Origin of the sequence: uncultured Alcanivorax sp. (assembly GCF_947258575.1) — a bacterium.
Classification (GTDB): Bacteria; Pseudomonadota; Gammaproteobacteria; order Pseudomonadales; family Alcanivoracaceae; genus Alcanivorax.
Genome location: NZ_CAMYIV010000001.1, coordinates 18,470 through 39,913 on the forward strand (window position 1 = coordinate 18,470; position 21,444 = coordinate 39,913).

Below are 21,444 nucleotides of genomic sequence, written 5' to 3' on the forward strand. Positions count from 1 at the left end.
ATTTCATTCGCCATATGATAGCGACGCCTGCATGCTATTTCAGGATTCGGTTTGAGTTCCATATTCGTAAGCATAGTAGCCGTACTCATTAGTGGCGCGTCGCTCCATGCAATTGAGTATCGCTCCTTTGATGTCTACATTGTTCTGCGCAAAGCGAGTCAGGGCGGCATCTACTTCTTTCACAGAGTTCACGCCGAAGCGGGCAACCAGCAGGCTACTGCCCGCCAACTGGCCGACAATAGCCGCATCCGTGACAGCAAGAATAGGTGGTGTATCGATTAATACCAGGTCGTAATTTTCACTCAGATTTTGCATGAGCGATTTAAAACGCTCATGCATTAATAATTCGGAAGGGTTGGGCGGCGCCTTGCCTCGTGAAATAAAATCCAGATTTTCTGTGCCGGAAGAGTGAATAATGTCTTCCCAGGCAACCTGCCCTGATAAATAAGCAGATAAACCAACCGTATTGTCGTGGTTAAAATAGCGGTGCAAATGTCCTTTGCGCATATCGGCATCCACGACTAATACCCTTTGACCGGTTTGAGCAAGCACAAGCCCCAGATTGGCAGACACAAATGATTTGCCTACTCCTGGACTGGGCCCCGTGACCATCAGGATATTGTTGTCGGCATCCATCATGGCGAAGTGGAGACTGGTGCGTAAACTACGCAGTGCTTCAACGGCGAGGTCATTAGGATCCACATTCGCTAACAACGGGATTGGCTGATTATGAGGTGTTTTCTTACGACGCTTCTTCAGAGATGCCAGCCTATCTACCTTCTGCTGATGCTGTGACAAAGGCACCGAGGCATAGACGGAGATACCTTGCTCTTCAAGCTTATCGGGAGACTCAATGCCCTTGTTCATGGCCGCCCTCAGCAATACAAAGCCCATGGCTGCAATGCCACCCAGGAGCATGGCTATCAAAGCCACGAGGGCTTTTTGTGGCTTAATGGGGATTGGTTGCACTAGCGCTTCGTCTATTATTCGTACACTTCCCACTGTTCCGGCCTTAAGAATACGGAGCTCCTGAACCTTGTTAAGTAGCCCTATATAAATTTGCTGGGTGACTTCCACGTCGCGCATCAGGCGCAGGATATCCTGCTGGGTTTCCGGTAACTCTTTAATCTGATCGTTTAGTTCTTTCTTCTCTTGGATCAGTGATGAGCGTTGCTGCATCAAGGTGCGGTAAGCCGGGTGTTCCTGGGTAAAGCGAGCAGAGAGCTCACTCTCGCGAATTTTTAATTCGTTGATTTTTGCCTCGATGCCGACAACCCGCTCTAATACAGACCGGGTTTCCAAGGTCAGATCTACGGATTCACTTTTCAGCCGATAAGCATTCAGTTTTTCTTCAGCCAGGGTTAGCTTTTCCTTAATTTCAGGAAGTTGTTTGCCTAAAAAATCAAGACTGTTCTCTGCTTCTGCAGAGCGGCGCTCAACGTTTTGAAGTAAGTAAGTCTGGCTAATAGCATCCAGTGTTGTCTTGATTCGACCCTTTTTAGGGCCGGTCATTTCCAGGGAGAGCATGCCGGTCTTGCCCAGCTCTTGAATACTCAGGAAATTACGCAGTTGATTAATAGCAGCAATCTCGGTCTGCTTGATCAGGGTAATTGGCTCGTCGCCATATTCCCATTCTGTAATAGACAGTTCGATGGTTCCATCTTCACTCTTTATTAGACGACCAAGAGGAGCCGCTCCAATTTTGTGATCACCTGAATACAGGGTTGGAATACCCTCTTCTTCAACTAATGTGAAGGAATGCCCTTGAAGCCTTTCGGGAACAGTAAAACGACCTATAGTGACGAATGTTCTGCTGTCTCGATAACCAGCAAACATTGGGGTAGGCAAAACCCCTGATACCGGCTCCGGTGCGGTAATTTTGCCAAAAAAAGGAATGCGATCCGGCGCAACAATAATATCCATTTTCAATTTCTGGATTACTGAGTTAAGCACCATCCTGGAGCGCAGAATCTCTATTTCTGCTGCGGCTGACGCCTCCTGCTCGAACATCTGGTTCAATTCAGAGAGCCCTGGCACGCCGCCACTTTTCTCTTCAATTTGCAGCAAGGCATCGCCTTTATATATAGGCGTTGCCAACATTCCATATATAATGCCCAAGGCTAGGGTCAGCACTGCAGTTATGATAATCAACCAGCGATTATCCAACACCACACCAATCAGCTGGCCAAAATCAATATCATCATCGCCATCCATGTTACGTCTCGTGGATTGGTGCTGTCCTGCAGATTCACTCATGCTTCTCTGGCTCTCTCACAGTTTGGCTGCCCAGATTTGACAGGCATCCCGCATCATCGGGTAAATTCGCTCAAAGGCATCTCTGCCGCGTTTGTAGGGATCTGGAATGTCGTGTTTGCCATTCCACTGGGTTAGTAGGAACGTTTTTCCGCTGGCTTCTGGAAACCGCAAGTTGATGCGATCTTTTTGACGACTTTCCATAACCAGAATTAAATCACTGGCGAGGCACATCTCACTATCTAGCTTGCGGGCCACATGCTCCCCGCAAGGCAACCCGTTCTCCAGCGCCACTGCTCTGGCTGTAGGCTCCATTTCATGGCCTGAAAGCCCAACCAAACCGGCTGAAACCACATGTTTTTCGGGTTTCATTTCTTTAAGCATGAATGCCACAGTCGGACTTCGACAAATATTGCCATCACAGACCACAAGAATCCGTTCAAACATTCTTAATCCCTAATGGCTGCTTCTGTACGGCTCCCCAGAAACAGAGCACTTACAGATGGCAAAATAAGACTCAAGACTCGGTTCCATTTTGCCAAAGGCGCGGCGGTAACATAGACAATATCCCGTTCTTGCAACGGAAAATTATCTGCCAAAACAAGTGCAGCTGCGTCTTTGGCGTTCAGTTGGTACACATCAATACCGTGCTCTTTGCCTCGAGCGGCTTTTCGGAACACAAACACACCCGATGCATCTGACTGGCGCTGGTCCAGACCACCATTCTCGGCCAAGGCCTCTGCCAGGCTTATTCCATTGCGATTCATTTCGAGGCTGGCGGGTTTGCCAACTTCTCCCAGAACAAATACTTTTGAATCTGTGACTGGAGACACATTAATCACATCACCAGGGCGCAGCATCACGTTATGGGCTTTATTACCGCGCTGATAAACTTCACGCAGTGATAATTCGTAATCATTTCCTTGGCGCGTCAGAATCACCTTGTTCCAGTCAGCGGTTTGCAGTATCCCTCCTGCTTCGCCAATAGCATCCACGAGCCGCATCGGAACGTTTGTAATTGGATACACGCCTGGCTCGCCGACTTCACCAGTGACATAAATACGCTTATTACGGAAAGCAGCCACACTGACGTCGACTTGAGGAGACTCGATAAATTTAGCTAAGCGCTCAGTAACGAGGTCTCGGATTTGCGTTACTTTCATCCCTTCAACATGAAGCACTCCCACGTAGGGGTAGAAAATACTGCCATCGCTGTGAATAAGGTTTCCTGATTCAGAGGAGCTACGCTGAGAGCCAGCCGGGATCGTTAACTCCGGGTGATCCCAAACTGTAATTTGCAGAACATCTCCTGGCCCAACCGTATAATCGTAACTTTTGCCATCAAGGACCAGGTCTTCGTCAACAGCGGCAACAGATTCACTGTCAGCATCTTTATTGAGAATTGCCGTATTAATTGAGTGGACTTTGATTACATCCGGCAAAGGCTCTGCATCTTCGTTTTCCGCCTCATCAATAAACCAGCCTGGCGTGGTGGAATGATATGCGCCAGGCACTACGGTACAACCCGATATAATCGCAAGCAGGGCAACAAGCAGGACGTTAGAATACTGTTTGATCAACAAATGCATACGCTCTTTTACCAATTGATGTTTCTGGTCCAGTTAAGACCTGCCGTCATTCTTTCTCGTTGTTCAAAGACCGTTTCTACCGGTTCGTCGGTTACGGACAGTAGCCAGTCCAGGCGGCCACCCAGCATAGGCATTGGGTGTTGAATACGGAGCTCGGCCAGTGAAATATCCTGCTCCTCGACCGACTGCAGTGTGGCTGCTCCGTCTTCTGCGATGACTGCACGTGCCTTGCCGTCCTGATTCAGTGTGGCACGGGATAGATTAAGCCCCACAGTGACGCCGTTGCGAAAATATTGTTGTAGGCCGAGTGTCACGGCCCGTGCATCCCCTTCCCAGGTTGACGTCATCGTACGCCCATAATGGCGGAAGCCAGAACGGTAAGTACCATGTTCCAAAGCGACATTGAGCCGGCGATCACTGAGCCAACTACCCGCTACGGTTTCCGTGGTTTCCAGGAAAAAGCGCTGGGAGCCTTGCCCAAGGCCGGTGACCATATCAATGCCCGCCATGGAAGACAGTTTTGAGGGGAGACCACCCGCTTCATCTTCACCCATGAACTGGCCATAAAAGCCTATAGGCACATCCCCCGGGGTGAGAGAAAGCCGGAAATCAAAACCGGCAATCTGGTTGCTTGGGTCCTCGCCATCTTTCAAGCCGGATGTCTGACCATTATCGCGACCAATCACCGCATTCGTTAAAGCATCCAGGTCTTGCGGCCGCCCCTCCCCTCCCCACTGAGCCAGCCGAGTCAGGCCAATCTGAAGGGAATCAATGGGATTAAAGACGAACCGAGCCCCCAGCAGGAGGGCTTGCGGCACTGCGCGGTCATTTTCTAGTTGGCCAGCTATGACCTGCAGGTCCCAGGGGCCGATCCAGCTTAGCCAGGGGCTTTCCGGTGCCAGCGGCATTTGCCGTGAAACCCATAACCCTGGTACCGGACGTGCGTTATTGGACAGGGCCAGGGAGCTCTGCCAGCCTGGGCCCCACCAGCGGTCGATGGCGCCGACGCCAAGCTGCCAGTTGCCGACGATGCCGGCCAGGTAAGTGTCGTCGAAGCGCAGGTGGGTATCGTCACGCTCGCCATCCACGTAGCCCACCGCCAGGTTTGCGGCCCAGTGCTCGCCCATGCTGTAGAGGGCGATCTGACTGGTGGCTTCATCTTCCGCCTGGGAGGAAAAACTGGTGTAAAGCGGCTCTTGGGTAGCGCCGCCGAGGGTCAACTGCGCGCCGGTAGAGGCCTGGCGGGTCTGCTCCAGGGCTTGCTGCAGATAGGCAGAGTGCTGGTTTTTACAAGCGCTGATCTGATCGGGGGATTGTCCCGCCAGCGCCAGTCGATAGCCTTTCATGAGGGCCGCCCAGCTGATTGGCCAGGTCAGGGTGATGCCCTTGAGGCACCCCTGGCTTTGCAGGGCTTCAATATGGTGGCGCGCCGTAAGGTCGCCGGCCTGCACCCAGGGAGTAGACGCCTGAGAAGATGCGCTGAGGCCGATGCAAAAGGCTCCGAGCCACCGAATTAGGGAGGGAGATAACCGCACTAGGACGTCCTATCCTTCTTGTGGAGCATAACAAGAGGCGCATTATGCGTGCTTAATCTTGTCAGCTATATGACAAGGGGCCGCATTTTACAGTTTGTTTACGGGAATGCGAACGGTTTACGACGCCAATTAACAGGAATTCAGTCGGACGACTTAACCGAGCCTGTGAATAGTAGCGTAGGGGAGTTAACGGCAGTGGGCCCCTTGTCTGACAAAGCGGAGGACCTGTGTCAGAGCGAGCCGGCGAAGGCGTTTAGTACTGTAGGAGCTATGCTCGCATCCCGAAAGGCTTGGGGCGGATTCGCCATGCGAGCATAGCTCCTACAGCGGCTTGAAAGAGGCCAGCGGGCGACACCATGACGGTTAATGTGGCTTAGAGCGCGTCAAGGGCATCCCGGATCGGGGTTGAGCCGGCAATGACGTCGAATTCCTTGTTAGGCAACTCACGGCGAGCGGTTTCCGATAGCACTTTAGCGACATCTTCGCGGGAGATATCACCAAAACCCTTCAATTTTTCGGCAATGTCCACTTTCTCCAGGGGCGGCTCTTCGGTGAGCCGGCCGGGGCGGACGATGGTGTAGTTGAGTCCGCTGGCGCGCAGGTGGTCGTCAGCCTTACCCTTGGCCGCGAAGTAATGGCGCAGTTTTTCAGGGCCGGATGCCGGGTCGTCGGCACGCATGGAGCTGACCATGATAAAGCGCCCTACTCCCTGTTCTTTTGCCTGATCGATCAGGCTGATGGCACCGTTCTGGTCCACATCGATGGTTTTCTCCGGGCCCGTGTTAGGACCGGAGCCGGCGGTGAAGATGACCGCATCCTGGCCTTCCAGGGCCTGACGGCAATCCCCTTCCAGATCCGCTTCCACCACTTCATGGGCGCCCAGTATCTCCAGATCGGCTTTCTGGCGCAGATCGCGGACCATGGCGCGCACCAGAATGTTATCCGCCACCAGATGAGGGATCAGGCGACGACCGATTTTGCCGTTGGCGCCGGCAATCAGGACTTTCATGGAAGCTCCTTCCTTGTCATGGCTGGTAGTTCAGTGATGGTGGGTTGGCGGTGGATTTCAAGGGGGGCGCAGACACGGTCAGATCTGGGGGAGAGGCGAGTTACGAGTTTCGAGGAGCGAAAACCGACTGCTTTTCGAAACTCGTGACTCGTGACTCGCCCTTAACAGCCCGGCGACTGGGGGATTGCTTGCAAGGCGTAGCGCTTTCGGACTACGCCAACCGGCTATTAATCCCACTGCTGAGGCACTTCTTGCAGTTCGTCCAGGCTATAGCCCCGGTCGCGGGCGATGTTTTTCAGTTTGGTGTAGGTGGCGTCGCTGAGATGCGGTTGGCGGGCCATGATCCAGAGGTAATCGCGTTTTTCACGGCCGATGATGGTGGTCTGGTAGTCCTCATCCACATATAGCACCCGGAAATCCGCCTTGAAGGGCCAGATAAAACGCATGCCCCAGATGGCCGGGTCCACGTCGCTGACGAAACCGGTGGGGGTCATCCGCTTGAATTCACCGTCAAATCCGCCTTTGCGGAAGGTGAAGGTGGTGGCGATCTTGTTGGGGCCAATGCGCTTGTAGTTCTCCATCGCATTGTAGGCGCCCTTTTCCGGCAAGGTGGGGATGTTGGCGATCACGTACCAGTCGCCCATGAAACGGTCCAGATTCAGGTTATCTGCAATCTGGATGGGGTCTTGCGGGTGGGTTTGGCAGGCTTGCAGCATGATCAGACTCACAATGATAAGGATGCGGCGCATTGGGGATCTCCTTTATGCAGAGATTGCCGCAAGCCGGGACAAGGCGAGGTGAATGTGTTTTTGAGGGATCAGGTTGGTGGGGGGCCGAATGACCCAAGCCGTGAAGGGTATGTTGTAGGAGCTATGCTTGCATGGCGAACCGGGCCCAGGATGTTCGCCATGCAAGCATAGCTCCTACAACGACAGCGGCTTTAGAGTATTGATGGGGGTGCATTTGACCCGTGCTCACCGCCCCTGGCCGCAATGTGTTTTGCCGCATCTGCAAAGCTCAGGCTTACGCTCTACCCCGCTTTCTTCCGGCCCTTGGCGGCTTTGGCGGGCTCTACTTTTACCGGGATGCCGTTGAGCTGGGCCATGGCAGTGACCGCTTCGACGCGGTTGCTGCCGATGATGTCGTTGACGCTCTGCCCGGCCACCCTGCGGGCGACCCCCAATTGCACGCCTTCGCGGTCATGGCCCCAACCATGGGGGACGCTGATCACGCCGGGCATGATGTCGTCGCAGAGCCAGGCAGGCAGGGTGATGGTGCCAGCCGGGGTGCTGACCACCACGTCGTCACCGTCGGCCACGGCCAGCCGTTTGCCATCGTCCGGGTGGATCATGGCGTTGCAGCGGCCCTTCCCTTTTACCAGCCGCTGGCTGTTATGCATCCAGGAGTTGTTGCTGCGTATATGGCGGCGGCCAATCATCAGCATCTGCTCAGGCGCCACCGGTTTGGGCGCCGGCAACCCTTGCAGGGCCCGGAAATACAGGGCCGGCACCAAGTTGATGCGCTGATCCCGGGTGAACAGGCGCTCAGGAAGCATGGGCTCCAGTGGCCCAAGGTCCATGCCATGGGGTTGCGCCAGCAGCTTTTTCAGGGTCAGCCCCTTACGTTCACCTCTGAGCACCTTCCAGGCCACTTTGGGTAGCGAGTGCAATCCATCGCGGCGCAGGTCATCCAGCACCTTGCCGCCAGTGCCGTAGGGCCCCAGGCGCAAGCCCAGATCCACCAGCCCGCGATCACCCAGCTTGCGAACGAAACGGTCAGTGGCGGCAATTTGCAGGCGGGTTTTGCGGTCCCGGGCGCGCAGGCGATTCAGCCTGGTGGTGAGGCCGTTGAGGATTTCCCAATCGTGCAGGGTACCTTCAGGCTTGGGCACCAACGGCGGGGTGAATTTGACCACGTTGCGCACCGCCACCGCCTGGAAGATGGGGTCGAACTGGGCATGCTCCAGTTGCCCGGTAGGCGGCAGGATGATGTCCGCATGGCGAGTGGTTTCGTTGATGTAGAAGTCGATGCTGACCATGAAATCCAGATTGTTCAGGGCCTGGTCCAGCTTCTGGCCATCCGGACATGACAACACCGGGTTACCGGCATGGGAAACAAAGGCTTTTACCTGCCCCTTGCCCGGGGTAAGCATTTCGTCGGCCAGGGTAGTGACCGGGAACTCGCCACCGAATTCCGGGTAGCCATGAACCCGGCTGCGATACCTGTCGAAGCTGCCGGTGTCGCCGCTGAGAGCGCCAATGGCCACGATATCGAAGGCGGGTTTGGTGAACATGACGCCGCCTTCCCGGTCCAGGTTGCCGGTGAGGATGTTGATCACATACACCAGCCAGGCACTGAGTGTGCTGTGGGCACTGGTGGTGACGCCAACGCGGGAATAGATGGCAGCGCGCGGCGCGGCGGCGATGTCGCGGGCCAGTTTGCGGATAGCATCGGCGGGCAGGCCCACGGTCTCGGCCACTTTTTCCGGTTTCCAGTTGGCCACCAGGCGGGCCATGTCCTTTTTGCCATCGAGGATGCCGTCCAGCTGGCCCGGGGCCACCAGCAGCTCCTCGAACAGCACCTGAGCAATGGCCAGCAGCAGGTAGACGTCGGTACCCGGGCGCACGAAGTGGTGTTCGTCAGCCACCTTGGCGGTTTCGGTGCGACGCGGGTCGATGACCACCACCTTGCCGCCCCGTTTCTGCAGGGCCTTCAGGCGCCCTTTCACATCCGGCACGGTCATGATGGAGCCGTTGGAGGCCAGCGGGTTGCCACCGATGATCAGGAAATAGTCGGTGCGATCCACATCCGGGATCGGGAACAGGGCCTGGTGGCCGAACAGTTGCCAGGTGGCCAGCATATGGGGAAGCTGGTCGGCGGACGTGGCGCTGTAGCGCTGGCGGCTGCGCAGGGCCTTGACGAAGGGCAACAGGGTCAACAGTGCGCCGTGGTTATGGGCGGTGGGATTGCCGAAGTACAGCGCCACCGAGTCCTTGCCGTGGACCTCCTGGATGTTATGCAGGCGCCGGGCAGTCTCGTCCAGGGCTTCATCCCAGCTGATCGGCACCCAGCCGTCGGCGGTGCGCTTCACCGGGTGGCGCAGGCGGTCCGGGTCGTGGTGCAGGTCCTGCAGGGCCACGGCCTTGGGGCAGATGTGGCCTTTGCTGAACGGGTCCTCCTTGTCGCCACGGATGGCCAGAATCTCGTCACCGCGGTGCTCGATCTCGATACCGCACATGGCTTCGCAGAGATTGCAGGTGTGGTAATGCGTCCGTTTCATCCGTGACCTCGTCCTGGCGCTATGGCTTGGAGTGTTCTTGATAGCAGAGGTGCAAGGAGGATGCCATGACTTGTCGGGAAAAAAGGGCTGATGCCATCGGGGAGTGGCTCAACAGGGCCTGTTTGGTTGTCGCCTTATGCACATGTCAGAACCACCTTCATCACGGACCATTAAGAACCCGCTGATTTCTTATAGCCAGGCCGCATTCCAATAGGGGTACTCCCCTACCCGTTCAACCAGGCCGGCCCGGAGCGGGTTGGCGATGATGTATCGCGCCGTGGGCAACAGGTCCTTGTCCGCACGCAGGGCATGATCATGAAAACCTCTCTGCCAGAGAGGAATACCGGCAAGCCTCGAGGCTCTGCTTTTGATCATTCTGACCGTCTGCGACAACGCATAGGTATCCCGTAGGGAGAACAGCCAGTGCACGAGATCCGGCATAACCACATAACACCAGGTATGGCTGGCCGCTATCTGATCCGAATAGTGAATTGCCCTGCAAAGATGACGGGCGATTTGATGATTCAGGAAAAAGGGAGATCTTGCTGCAGTAACACAGGTGACCAGATAGGTTTGTCCGATCTGGCTGCAACGGCCTTTACGCAGATTTTCACCCTGAAAGATTGTGGTCATACCGCCAGTTTTCATGGCGTAGCGGGAAAGCGGTATCGGTAATATCTTATTTGTCTGTAGGAATGAGGCTTTAGGCTGGGATGATCCGATAGGTTTGCGGAATGGGTCGCCGTTGTCGTGTTATTGAACGGTTGGGGGGTGGTTCGCCATGCAAGCATAGCTCCTACAAAAACCGCCTGAGCCTTAGACAAAAAAAGCCCGCCATAAGGCGGGCAGCTGTCACTTGCGTCGAGGAAAAGCTTGGCTGGGGGAGCGGGCTCCCGCCAGCCTTATTTTTATTTAGAACTTGTGTTCCATGCCAAGGCCGAAGATGGTTTCTTCTTCGTCAGCCAGGTCGAAGTCGAGCTGGGTGCCGTAGACGTAGACTTTGCTGGCTTTGGCCAGTTTGTAGTCTGCGCCCAGGCTTACCTGAGTCACTTCTTCGTCAGACTGGTCGCCGTCGGTCATGCCGTACTGGGCTTTCAGTTTTACACGGTCGATCTTCATTGCCGCGCTGACCACGATGGAAGAATCTTCACCGTCGCCTTCAGTCTCTTCAGCCAGCTGGTACAGAGCGCCCAGTTCGAAGTTACCCGGCTTCAGGCCAGCTGCCAGACGGGTAATGTCCAGGCTTTCAACACCGGTGCTGTCAGCGATCAGCTCGTCAGACATGTCGGTATCGCGGGAGATGGCGCCGTAGAACATGTCTTTCTCGGCAACCAGGGAGATGGAAGTGGTATCAGCGATATCGGTATCCGCTTCGCCATCTGCATCTACATCGTCACCTTCACCCGGGATGAACGCCACGTTCAGGGTGATCATGTCGGCCAGTTTGGGAGTGCTGTACTGGATGATGTTGGACACACGGTTTTCACCGGCCAGCACATTCTTGATATCGCCACCGATATCGTTGAACTGGTCGATTTTGCCCTGTGCTTTTTTGGTCGGGGTGTCGAACTTACCCGCTTTGATGGTACCGAAGGAGCCTTCCAGGCCACCGAAGATGTTACGCTGGGTGAAAGTCTGGCCACTCTTGTCGCCGTCATCCACGCTGATTTCGAACTCAGCCTGGTAGATGGCTTTCAGGTTGGCCACGTCCAGGTCGAAATCCCCTTTTACACCCAGACGGGATGCGTTGCTGTTCAGCTCCCAGGTGTCTTCGCTGGTGGTGCCGTCGTCAACGTCAGAGTTTTCCAGAGAAACGTTTACTTTACCGTAGACAGTCGGACCGTCAGCCAGAGCCAGGCCAGGAAATGCAACGGCAGCCCCCACAGCGATCGCAAGCAAATTCTTTTTCATTCCAACACTCCTTCAATCAGGCAATATTTGTATGCAAAGCAACAGCGTGAATGAGACCTCGTCGTTCGGAGGTATCGTTTACTGCTTGGTGGCGCAGTATGGGGAGTTAGAGTGACGGAAAAGTTGCTCTAATGTGAAGTTTTTGTTTCAGCGGGAACTTTTGGGTAGTGAACACGGCAGAGCGCTTCTATAAAGCCGCCGTAACAGTAGGAGTTCCCTTTCAGGGGACGAACCGCGCGTTGCGCGGAAATCGGTCGTAGGACGATCAGGAGCACCAATACTCGACAGTTTTATCAGCAAGCGCTTGGCAAAGGCTGTTACCTCTTTTCCTCGCCAAGGCTCGGATTCGCACCTCAAGCGGTGCTCCTACAGCGGCTCCGTAGACGACCTTTTCGCCTTCTGCCAGGCGGCTTCCAGGGCGCCCTCGTCGAGGGTATTGAGGGGTTCTGGCTGGTCCTGCTCCATTTGCCGGAAGCGGCGTTCGAATTTGGCGGTGGCCTTGCGCAGGGCCTGTTCCGGGTTCAGTTTCAGGTGGCGGGACAGGTTTACCAGGGTGAACAGCACATCGCCGAATTCATCCTCAATGTCAGCACGGTCGCCACTGGCCAGGGCCTCATCCAGTTCCGCCAGTTCATGGTCCACCTGGCGGCGTACCGGCGCCGTCTCCGGCCAGTCGAAGCCGACTTTGGCAGCTTTCTTCTGTACCTTGGCGGCCCGTTGCAGGGCTGGCAGGCCCGCGGGGACGCCATCCAGGGCGCTGTCGTGCTCCCTGCCCTTGGCAGCCCTCTCCTGCTGCTTGATGGCCTCCCAGTTGACCTTCACGGCCTGCTCGTCGGCGGCATCCGACTCACCGAACACATGGGGGTGGCGACGCACCATCTTGTCGCATAGCACCTGAACCACGTCGTTGAAGTCGAACAGCCCCTGCTCCCGGGCGATCTGGGAATGGAACACCACCTGCAACAACAGATCCCCCAGCTCCTCTTTGAGCTCCGGGTAATCCCGCTGGGCAATGGCCTCCGCCACCTCGAAGGCCTCCTCGATGGTATAGGGGGCAATGGAGTCGAAGTCCTGCTTCACATCCCAGGGGCACCCGGAGTCCGGGTCGCGGAGTTGGGCCATGATGGAGAGGAGGGTTTCGATGTTAGGCATGCTTTCCTCTGTTGGTAGCGGCCGTGCTTGCGAAATAGCGGCGTGGAGTAGTTAACAGTGAATAGTGAACAGTTAACAGCGCGCGGGCTGTCGCGATTATTCTTTCAAGCGACGAGGCCGCGCTCAAACAATGGGCGCGGCCTGAGGTGTTGCAGAACAGGAGACACTGCCCCGCGAACTATTAACTATTCACTGTTAACTGTTCACTATTTCTTATACCGCCGCACCTCAAGCACACCCTTGAGCTGGTCCATCTTGGCCAGCACCTTGCCCAGATTGCCGAGGGTGGCGATTTCCAGGGTGAGGAGCATGGTGGCGGTGTTGTCGTCCTGGTGGGACTGGGTGTGGACGGCGGTGACATTGACCTTTTCGTTGGCCAGTACCGCGATCACATCCTTGAGCAGGCCCTGGCGATCCCAGGCACGCAGAAAGACATCCACCGGGTAGGTAATGCGGTCGGCTTCGCCCCAGGTGACTTCGATGACCCGGTTGGGGTCATCGCCCTGCATGGCCAGCAGCTTCTCACAGTCGGCCCGGTGTACGGTGACGCCGCGCCCGTGGGTGATAAAGCCCATGACCGGGTCGCCGGGGACCGGCTGACAGCAGCCGGCCATGTGAGTGAGCAGGTTGCCCACGCCCTGGATGGTCACATCGCCGGTTTTCGAGGCTTTGGGCTTGGACAACACCAGGTCCAGTTCCCGCTGGCTGTCATCCGGCTGCAGGGCCTGCACCTGATTGACCACATGCCCGGGGCGCAGGTCGCCGGCGCCCAGGGCCGCCAGCACGTCTTCGCCGGTTTTCAGGTTCAGATGCGGTGCCAGGGCATCCAGGTCCACCTTGTCCAGTGCCAGGCGGGACATCTCTCTCTCGAGAATGGCCTTGCCCTGAATGATGTGTGCATCGCGATCCTGGCGCTTGAACCACTGGTGAATACGCGCCCGCGCCGAGGACGTGGCCACGTAGCCCAGCGACGGGGTCAGCCAGTCGCGGCTGGGGCCGCCCTCCTTGGCGGTGAGGATGGTGACCTGCTCGCCGGTGTTAAGGGTGTAGTTGAGCGGCACGATGTGGCCATTGATCTTGGCACCCCGGCAGCGGTGCCCCACTTCGGTGTGGATGTGATAGGCGAAGTCCACCGGGGTGGCGCCGGCTTCCAGATCCACCACGTGGCCCTCCGGGGTGAACACATAGACCCGGTCGCTGACCAGGCCATGGCGCAGCTCGTCCACCATGGTGTCCGGGCTGTCTTCGCCCAGCTCTTCGTGCCATTCGAGTACCTGGCGTAACCAGGCAATACGCTGCTCGTAGTCGCTGACGCCGCTCTTGCCCTTCTTGGCGCCTTCCTTGTAGCGCCAGTGAGCGCACACCCCCAGCTCCGCCTCTTCATGCATGGTGAAGGTACGGATCTGGACTTCCAGCATCTTGCGTTCCGGGCCCACCACGGCGGTGTGCAGGCTCTGGTAACCGTTGGCCTTGGGGCTGGCGATGTAGTCGTCGAATTCCTTGGGCACGTGCTGCCACAGGGAATGGACGATGCCCAGGGCGCCGTAGCAGTCACGCAGTTCCGGTACCAGCACCCGCACGGCGCGGACGTCGTAGACTTCGCCGAATTCCAGGTGCTTTTTCTGCATCTTCCGCCAGATGCTGTAGATATGCTTGGCCCGACCGTGGACTTCGGCGCCGTGGATGCCGTTTTTCTCCAGGTAGCCGCGCAGCTGCTCCAGGACATTGTCGATGTACTGTTCCCGGGCCAGGCGTTTTTCGTCGAGCAGTTTGGCGATCTTCTTGTAGGCACCGGGCTGCAGGTAGCGGAAGGACAGATCCTCCAGCTCCCACTTGAGCTGGCCAACCCCCAGCCGGTGGGCCAGCGGCGCGTAGATGTCGAAGATTTCCTGGGCCACTTTGCGCTGGCGCTCGGGCTCGGATTCCTTGACGGCACGGATGATCACGGTGCGCTCGGCCAGCTTCACCAGGGCCACGCGCACGTCGTCGACCATGGCCACCAGCATCTTGCGCATGTTGTCGAGCTGGCCGTCCTGCTGGCCGAGCACCGCCTTGCGGGTGGGGTTCAGGTTGGTGCTAATGGCGGCCATGCGCAGCACGCCTTCGATCAGGCGGGCCACGTCCGGGCCGAACTCCTTTTCCACTTCCGGCAGGGAGATCTGCCCTTCGCGCACGGAGCGGTAGAGAATGGCGGCGGGCAACACATCGGTATCGGCACCCAGGTCCACCAGCACTTCGGCCATTTCCAGACCGATATCCAGGCAGCCCTTGCCGTAGGGCCAGTGGCGACCGGCCGCTTCCCCGGCCATCTGGCACTGTTCCGCCCGCTCACAGGCCTGCTCCAGTGCCTCGCCGTTGCGTACCGGGGCCCGGGTATCAAGCTGCGCCAGCCAGTCACGCCAGTGACCGGTAGCGCCTTCTGTGGGACGACGTACCGTTACCATGTGCTTTCCTTCTGGTTTGGGTGGCGAAACCACCCTCATTGGCGCCTAACCAGCCTGGCGCCAACAGCTTACGTCACTTCTTTTCAAACACCGCGATGGATTCCACATGGGTGGTGTGGGGGAACATGTCCATCACGCCCGCCGCTTTCAGACGGTAACCCAGGGCGGTGAGTTCCCCGGCATCGCGAGCCAATGTGGCCGGATTACAGGACACATAGACGATCCGCTTTGCACCAAAGCGGGGCATCAGCTTCACCATTTCCAGCGCGCCGGTGCGCGGTGGGTCAATCAGGATACGATCATACTTGCGGTTGGCCCAGCTTTGCCCGGCCACATCCTGGCTCAGATCCCAGGCGTGGAATTCCAGGTTTTCCAGGCCATTGCGGCGTGCATTCTCGTAGCCACGCTCGACCATGGCCCTGCTGACTTCCACGCCCACTACCTTGCCGGCTCGCTTCGCTGCCGGGATGGTGAAGTTCCCCAGACCACAGAACAGGTCCAGCACGGTGTCGTCCGGGGAGATGTCCAGCAAGTCCAGTGCCAACGGCACCATCTTGCGATTGATCTCTGCATTCACCTGGGTGAAATCCGTGGGGTGGAAGGCCAGTTCCACGTCGGCGGAGGGGTGGCGGTAGTGGAGCCGCTCCTCGTTCTCCGCCCCGGTGAGGGCCGGCCAGATACGATGCACGGTGCTTTCGTTGCCTGGCTGCAGGTAGAGGTGCCACCCCAGAGGCTGACAAAAATCCAGCAAGGCCTGCTGATCTTCATCGGGCAACGGGTCCAGATGACGGATGATCAACGCCACCTCGTCATCGCCGGCGGCAAGTTCGATCTGCGGAATCCGGCTGCGGCTCTTGAGGCCGTGCATCAGGGTGCGCAGGTCGGACAAGCGATGACCAACGGACGGAATCAACACTTCGCACTGCTGCAGCTGGGCGATGAAGCTGTTGCGCTTTTCCCGGAAGCCCACCAGGGTTTCGTCCTTGGCTTCCACGTATTTTACCCCCATACGGGCCTTGCTGCGGTAGCCGGTGACCGGGCCGGTGAGAGGCGCCAACCACTCTTTCGGTTCCAGCCCACCGAAGTGCTGCAGCTGCTCGCGCAGTACCGCTTCCTTGCGGGCGATCTGCACGTCCGGGTTCATGTGCTGCAGGCTGCAACCGCCACACAGATTACTGTGCTGGCAGGGAGGCTCAACCCGGTCCGGTGAGGCGGTGACGATTTCCACCGCCTTGCCTTCGTCGAACTTGCGACGCATGTAGGTGAACTTGAACATCACCTCTTCGCCAGGCAAGGCGTTGTCGATAAAGGTGGTCTTGCCATCACGGCGGGCAATGCCGCGGCCGTCGTGGCTGAGCGATTCAATGCTGGCGGGTTCCGGGGTTTCCGGTAACTGCTTGCGTTTTCGGGCCATTAATATCTCAGTGTTCAGGGATTGGGGCTTTGTGGGAAGTGATGCTTGCATCACGAAGAAGGCCGGTGCCGACGTCATTCATCATGCAAGCATGATTGATTCGCTGCACTCACCCTTCGGGCCGCCTTGCAGACGTTACTCCGCTGCGCTCCGTTCCCACAGGGTTTCAGATGGGGTTCCGCTGTTAACTGTTCACTCTTAACTGTTAACTATTCCCCTGCCAGGCTTCCAGGAAGCCCAGGAAGTGCGGATGGCCCTCGGCTTTCAGGTAATCCTTCAGCAGGGTCAGCTCCTGTTCGTAGCCGGTGGGGTCCAGTTCGCCGCGCATCAGCTGGAAGCGCAGGTAGACCAGCCAGGTGTTGAGCACATCGGTTTCGCAGTAATCGCGAATGCCCTTGAGGTTGCCTTCCTGGAAGGCCTCGAACACCTTGCCGCCGCTCATGCCCATCTTGCCGGGGAAACCCAGCAAGGTGGCGATCTGGTCCAGCGGGGCGTTGGCCCGGGCGTTGAACAGGGCCAGCTGGTCCATCAGGTCCAGATGGCGCTGGTGGTAGCGGCTGAGGTAGTTGTTCCATTTGAAGCTGGTGTCTTCATTACCGGTTTCCCAGTAACGACGGGCCTGTACGCCATGCTTGAGCGCGCGGTAGTGCAGCACCGGCAGATCAAAGCCACCGCCGTTCCAGCTCACAAGGTTGGGGGTGAAGCGGTCGATGCCGTCGTAGAAGCGCTCGATCAGCTCTTTCTCGGTGCTGTCTTCGTCTCCCAGGGACCAGACTTTCACGCCCTGGGTGGAGCGCAACACCACGGAAATGGCGACGATACGATGCAGGTGCAGGCGCAGGAATTCGGTGCCATTTTCCTGGCGGCGCAGGTTCAACAAGGCACTGGCTGTGTCCTTGTCGTTCAAGCCGTCCAGGTCATAGATGCGTCGCCCACCGTCCAGGTCGGGGATGGTCTCGATATCGAATACCAGTACGTTCATTCAGCTCTCCAAAAAAGGAAGGGCCCGCCTCATGTTGCGGGCATCCAGCGTCAGGCTTGTTGCTGGAACACCCCCGTGGACAGGTAACGGTCGCCGCGGTCACAGATGATGGCCACGATGACGGCGTTTTCAAGCTCTTCACTCAGGCGCAGGGCCCCGGCCACGGCACCGCCGGAAGAGACGCCACAACTGATGCCCTCTTCCCGGGCCAGCCGGCGCATGGTGTGTTCGGCTAGGGCCTGGTCCATATCAATGACCCGATCTACCCGGGAGTCGTCGTAGATGGAAGGCAGGTATTGTTTCGGCCAGCGACGGATGCCGGGGATCGATGAGCCTTCGGTGGGCTGCAGGCCGACAATCTGGATCGCCGGATTCTGTTCTTTCAGGTACATGCTGCAGCCCATGATGGTACCGGTGGTACCCATGGAGCTGACAAAGTGGGTAACGCCACCGTCGGTATCGCGCCAGATTTCCGGGCCGGTGCTTTCGTAATGGGCCATGGGATTGTCCGGGTTGGCGAACTGGTCCAGCACCCTGCCCTCGCCCCGGGCCTGCATGGCCTGGGCCAGATCGCGGGCGCCTTCCATGCCCTCTTCCTTGCTCACGGAAATCAGCTCGGCGCCATAGGCTGCCATGGCATCTCGGCGTTCCTGGCTCTGGTTGGCGGGCATGATCAGTTTCATGCGGTAACCGCGCATGGCAGCGGCCATGGCCAGGGCAATACCGGTGTTACCGCTGGTGGCCTCGATGAGGGTATCGCCGGGTTGGATCTCGCCCCGCGCCTCCGCCTTCATGATCATGTTCAGGGCCGGGCGATCTTTCACCGAGCCTGCAGGATTATTGCCTTCCAGCTTCACCAGAATGGTATTGGTGGTGTCGCCCGGCATCCGCTGCAGGCGAACCAGGGGCGTATTGCCCACGGTCTGTTCGATGGTTTTATGGTTCATGGCGCGCATTGTACCTAAAGCGACAACACGCAACACGCTTCATGTACCCAACGGCATACTCGACATTGGCGGGGTCCGTGGCAGTTGCCCCTATCTCGGGCATAATGGGCGAAAACAACAGCAAGAACGGGGATTCATGGTCAACCAAAGCCTTCGCTCACGCCTGATGTTCATGGCCATTCTACCCGCCCTGATGGCGGCGCTGGTGGTGGGTGGTTATTCCCTGGTGAATCGGCTGGTGGATGTACGCGATACCAATGCCCAGCGCCAGCAGCTGGTCACCGACAGTTTTGCCGCCCGGTTGGAAAGCACCCCCATCACCGACACTGCTCGCCAGCAACAGCTTTTGCGCCAGTTGCTGGAAGCCGAAGACGTGCGTGCTGCCACTCTGAACTTCAGTGGTGACAACCCTACCCTGCATGCCGGGCCAAGACTGCGTCCGGCCACAAGCGTTACCAAGAAAGACAGTCGACAGCGGCTGGTGACTGATACCAGCTGGCAACTGACCCGGGATATCAACCCCGGGAAACCGGCCACACTGACCGTGGAATTTACCCGCCAGGGCGAATACGTCTCCACTCTGGAAGGGCTGATCACCGTGATTGTGGTGATGGTAGGCCTGATGCTGCTGGCCATGGTGCCGGCTCTGCGCTTTTCCCAACAGCTGACAAACCCGATCGGGGAAATGGTGGCTGCCGTGCGGCGCATTCGCGACGGTGACCTGAGCATGGCCATTCATACCCAGGCCAAGGGGGAACTGGCAGAGCTGGAAACCGCCCTGCGCCAGATGGTGTCGGCCCTGGCGGATGCCCAGACCGAGCTGCAGCAGAACGTGGACCAGGCTACCCAGGATCTGCGCGAAACCCTGGAAACCATCGAAATCCAGAATATCGAGCTGGACATGGCCCGCAAGGAAGCGCTCAAGGCCAGCCAGATCAAGTCGGAGTTCCTGGCCAACATGAGCCACGAAATCCGCACCCCGCTCAATGGCATCATCGGCTTTACCAAGCTGCTGGAAAAATCCGCCATGAGCGCACGCCAGCAGGATTACCTGGGCACCATTCACAAGAGCGCCGATTCGTTGCTGGCAATCATCAACGACATTCTGGATTTCTCCAAGATCGAGGCTGGCAAGCTGTCCCTGGAGCATACCCCGCTCAACCTGCACGATCTGATTGAGGATGTGCAGACCCTGCTGGCTCCCATGGCTCAGGACCGGGGCCTGGAACAGGCTGCCATCATCTACTCCGATGTGCCGGTGAACCTGCTCGGTGACCCCCTGCGCATCCGCCAGGTGCTCACCAACCTGCTCAGCAATGCCATCAAGTTCACCGAGCACGGCTCGGTGGTGGTGCGCGCCATGCTGGAGGAAGACCGTGGCGCAGAAGCGATCATCAAGCTGACGGTGACGGACACCGGCAACGGCCTGAGCCCGGAAGCGCAGAAAAATCTGTTCAGCGCCTTTACCCAGGCAGACCAGAGTGCCCGCCGCCAGGAAGGCGGCACGGGCCTGGGGCTGGCCATCAGCAAACGTCTGGTGGAAGGCATGGGCGGCGAGATCGGCATCGACAGTAGCGAGGGCCAGGGTTCTACCTTCTGGTTCACCCTGCGGGCGGAGCGGGACCCGAAACAACGCCCTTCTCCCCACCTGGAACACTTCCGGGGTCGTACCGTGACGTTGGTGGAAACCGACGAATATGGCCGACTCGGGCTGTACCACATGCTCAGCCACTGGCAGATGCGCATCAACGAATTCCACAGCCTGGACGACCTGATGACGGCCCTGGACCGGGGTGAGCTGGTCAGCAGTGATTTTCTCATCGTGGGGCTGCCCGCCCACCCGGAAAAACAGAGCATGCAGCCGGTGCTGGATAACCTGGCCGCCCTGGGCCAGCCCATGCTTGCCCTGAGCAATAACCCGGAAAGCGTGTGCCGTTGGCTGGAGCACTATCCCCATTGCCAGGTGCAGGGCAAACCGGCCACCCGCCAGCGCCTGTTCAACGCCCTGCTGGCCTTGAGCGGCGAACTGGATAGCAGTGAGCTGGATGCCGACACCGACAACCGGCTGGACTATCCGGTATCGGTAATGGTGGTGGACGATCACCCCGGCAACCTGAAACTGGCCAGGGTCTTTCTGGAGGAGCTGGGCGCTATCGTCACACCCTGCGACAGTGGCCAGCAGGCCCTGGATGCATTTCGCGACCAGGAGTTCGATCTGGTGTTCATGGATATTCAGATGCCGGGCATGGATGGCAAGACCACGACGGCAAGAATGCGAGAGCTGGAAGCCCCAGGTTGCCACACCCCCATCGTTGCCCTGACCGCTCACGCACTGGAAAGCGAACGCCGGGATCTGCTCGACAGCGGCCTGGATGATTACCTGAGTAAACCGATTACCGAAGGGCAGCTTCGCCACACTCTGGAACAGTGGGTCATGGAAAAGCCACACCAGCCCCTTCCCGATTCAGGCGAAGACAGTGAACCGGCCAACGACAAGGTATTCGATGGAGACCTGGCCCGCCGCCGTGCCGGTGGCCGGCAATCGCTGGCCGATGAAATGCTGAAAATGCTGCTGGACAGTCTGTCAGAAGACCGCCCGGCCATATCTTCCGCCTTCGACAGCGGCGACCAGGACACTCTGCTCGAACGCGTTCATAAACTCCACGGCGCCACCCGCTACTGCGGCACACCACGTCTGGAGACGGCAGCAAAAACCCTGGAAGAGGCCCTGAAAACCGGCGCCGGCCGGGAGTCCCTGGCACCAATGGTTTCGGCACTCTGTGACGAGATCTGCGCACTGGAACAGCTATGGCAGGATCAGGGGGAGGAAGTTACTAGCTTCTAGCTTCTAGCTTCTAGCTTCTAGCTTCTAGCTTCTAGCTTCTAGCTTCTAGCTTCTAGCTTCTAGCTTCTAGCTTCTAGCTTCTA

The 21,444-nt window shown here is 57.9% G+C and carries 15 protein-coding genes; 1 reads left to right on the top strand and 14 read right to left on the bottom strand.

Translation table 11 applies throughout. The features are described from left to right. Positions 1 to 39: 39 nt before the first annotated feature. From Q0Y02_RS00095 to cysM, 14 genes are all read right to left on the bottom strand, one after another. Positions 40 to 2,214, bottom strand: coding sequence for a polysaccharide biosynthesis tyrosine autokinase (locus tag Q0Y02_RS00095; protein ID WP_297762665.1), 2,175 nt, complete (start codon positions 2,212 to 2,214; stop codon positions 40 to 42). Between the two features lie 57 nt (positions 2,215 to 2,271). Next, positions 2,272 to 2,700: a low molecular weight protein-tyrosine-phosphatase gene (locus tag Q0Y02_RS00100; RefSeq protein ID WP_297762667.1), complete on the bottom strand. Its 429-nt coding sequence runs from the start codon at positions 2,698 to 2,700 to the stop codon at positions 2,272 to 2,274. A 2-nt stretch (positions 2,701 to 2,702) separates the two neighbouring features. Continuing rightward, positions 2,703 to 3,857: a polysaccharide export protein gene (locus Q0Y02_RS00105; protein WP_297762669.1), complete on the bottom strand. Its 1,155-nt coding sequence runs from the start codon at positions 3,855 to 3,857 to the stop codon at positions 2,703 to 2,705. Then, a complete protein-coding gene (locus Q0Y02_RS00110; RefSeq protein ID WP_297762671.1) occupies positions 3,851 to 5,293 on the bottom strand; it encodes a capsule assembly Wzi family protein in 1,443 nt (480 codons plus the stop codon). Before Q0Y02_RS00110 ends, Q0Y02_RS00105 begins: the two co-directional genes overlap by 7 nt. Positions 5,294 to 5,750: 457 nt before the next feature. Further along, positions 5,751 to 6,386 (bottom strand): SDR family oxidoreductase, encoded by a 636-nt coding sequence (locus Q0Y02_RS00115; protein WP_297762673.1) that lies wholly within the window; start codon positions 6,384 to 6,386, stop codon positions 5,751 to 5,753. Positions 6,387 to 6,613: 227 nt separating this feature from the next. Beyond that, positions 6,614 to 7,135, bottom strand: coding sequence for a lipocalin family protein (locus Q0Y02_RS00120; RefSeq protein ID WP_297762675.1), 522 nt, complete (start codon positions 7,133 to 7,135; stop codon positions 6,614 to 6,616). A gap of 281 nt (positions 7,136 to 7,416) precedes the next feature. Next, positions 7,417 to 9,666 (bottom strand): molybdopterin-dependent oxidoreductase, encoded by a 2,250-nt coding sequence (locus Q0Y02_RS00125; RefSeq protein ID WP_297762677.1) that lies wholly within the window; start codon positions 9,664 to 9,666, stop codon positions 7,417 to 7,419. Between the two features lie 189 nt (positions 9,667 to 9,855). Continuing rightward, the gene (locus Q0Y02_RS00130; RefSeq protein WP_297762679.1) at positions 9,856 to 10,299 is read right to left on the bottom strand and encodes a transposase; all 444 of its coding nucleotides are present in this window, start codon (positions 10,297 to 10,299) and stop codon (positions 9,856 to 9,858) included. 279 nt (positions 10,300 to 10,578) lie between these two features. Next, positions 10,579 to 11,577 (bottom strand): porin, encoded by a 999-nt coding sequence (locus Q0Y02_RS00135; protein ID WP_297762681.1) that lies wholly within the window; start codon positions 11,575 to 11,577, stop codon positions 10,579 to 10,581. A gap of 366 nt (positions 11,578 to 11,943) precedes the next feature. Further along, positions 11,944 to 12,729: a nucleoside triphosphate pyrophosphohydrolase gene (mazG, locus tag Q0Y02_RS00140; protein WP_297762683.1), complete on the bottom strand. Its 786-nt coding sequence runs from the start codon at positions 12,727 to 12,729 to the stop codon at positions 11,944 to 11,946. A 206-nt stretch (positions 12,730 to 12,935) separates the two neighbouring features. Beyond that, positions 12,936 to 15,173, bottom strand: coding sequence for a GTP diphosphokinase (gene relA, locus Q0Y02_RS00145; RefSeq protein ID WP_297762685.1), 2,238 nt, complete (start codon positions 15,171 to 15,173; stop codon positions 12,936 to 12,938). 73 nt (positions 15,174 to 15,246) lie between these two features. Then, positions 15,247 to 16,587, bottom strand: a complete 1,341-nt coding sequence (gene rlmD, locus Q0Y02_RS00150; RefSeq protein ID WP_297762687.1) for a 23S rRNA (uracil(1939)-C(5))-methyltransferase RlmD — start codon at positions 16,585 to 16,587, stop codon at positions 15,247 to 15,249. Positions 16,588 to 16,792: 205 nt separating this feature from the next. Next, entirely contained in the window at positions 16,793 to 17,569 is a 777-nt protein-coding gene (locus Q0Y02_RS00155; protein ID WP_297762689.1) for a 3'-5' exonuclease, read from the bottom strand. 50 nt (positions 17,570 to 17,619) lie between these two features. Beyond that, on the bottom strand, positions 17,620 to 18,516 hold the full coding sequence (gene cysM, locus Q0Y02_RS00160) for a cysteine synthase CysM (protein WP_297762691.1): 897 nt from the start codon (positions 18,514 to 18,516) through the stop codon (positions 17,620 to 17,622). A 136-nt stretch (positions 18,517 to 18,652) separates the two neighbouring features. Here cysM and Q0Y02_RS00165 point away from each other — a divergent pair, with 136 nt between their 5' ends. Next, positions 18,653 to 21,361, top strand: coding sequence for an ATP-binding protein (locus tag Q0Y02_RS00165; protein WP_297762693.1), 2,709 nt, complete (start codon positions 18,653 to 18,655; stop codon positions 21,359 to 21,361). Positions 21,362 to 21,444 lie beyond the last annotated feature (83 nt).

Excerpts from the sequence above, each read along its gene's own strand:
- Q0Y02_RS00095 (WP_297762665.1), bottom strand. The coding sequence starts at position 2,214 with ATGGATGGCGATGATGATATTGATTTTGGCCAGCTGATTGGTGTGGTG.
- Q0Y02_RS00100 (WP_297762667.1), bottom strand. The coding sequence starts at position 2,700 with ATGTTTGAACGGATTCTTGTGGTCTGTGATGGCAATATTTGTCGAAGT.
- Q0Y02_RS00115 (WP_297762673.1), bottom strand. The coding sequence starts at position 6,386 with ATGAAAGTCCTGATTGCCGGCGCCAACGGCAAAATCGGTCGTCGCCTG.
- Q0Y02_RS00120 (WP_297762675.1), bottom strand. The coding sequence starts at position 7,135 with ATGCGCCGCATCCTTATCATTGTGAGTCTGATCATGCTGCAAGCCTGC.
- Q0Y02_RS00125 (WP_297762677.1), bottom strand. The coding sequence starts at position 9,666 with ATGAAACGGACGCATTACCACACCTGCAATCTCTGCGAAGCCATGTGC.
- Q0Y02_RS00130 (WP_297762679.1), bottom strand. The coding sequence starts at position 10,299 with ATGACCACAATCTTTCAGGGTGAAAATCTGCGTAAAGGCCGTTGCAGC.
- Q0Y02_RS00135 (WP_297762681.1), bottom strand. The coding sequence starts at position 11,577 with ATGAAAAAGAATTTGCTTGCGATCGCTGTGGGGGCTGCCGTTGCATTT.
- mazG (WP_297762683.1), bottom strand. The coding sequence starts at position 12,729 with ATGCCTAACATCGAAACCCTCCTCTCCATCATGGCCCAACTCCGCGAC.
- relA (WP_297762685.1), bottom strand. The coding sequence starts at position 15,173 with ATGGTAACGGTACGTCGTCCCACAGAAGGCGCTACCGGTCACTGGCGT.
- rlmD (WP_297762687.1), bottom strand. The coding sequence starts at position 16,587 with ATGGCCCGAAAACGCAAGCAGTTACCGGAAACCCCGGAACCCGCCAGC.
- Q0Y02_RS00155 (WP_297762689.1), bottom strand. The coding sequence starts at position 17,569 with ATGAACGTACTGGTATTCGATATCGAGACCATCCCCGACCTGGACGGT.
- cysM (WP_297762691.1), bottom strand. The coding sequence starts at position 18,516 with ATGAACCATAAAACCATCGAACAGACCGTGGGCAATACGCCCCTGGTT.
- Q0Y02_RS00165 (WP_297762693.1), top strand. The coding sequence starts at position 18,653 with ATGGTCAACCAAAGCCTTCGCTCACGCCTGATGTTCATGGCCATTCTA.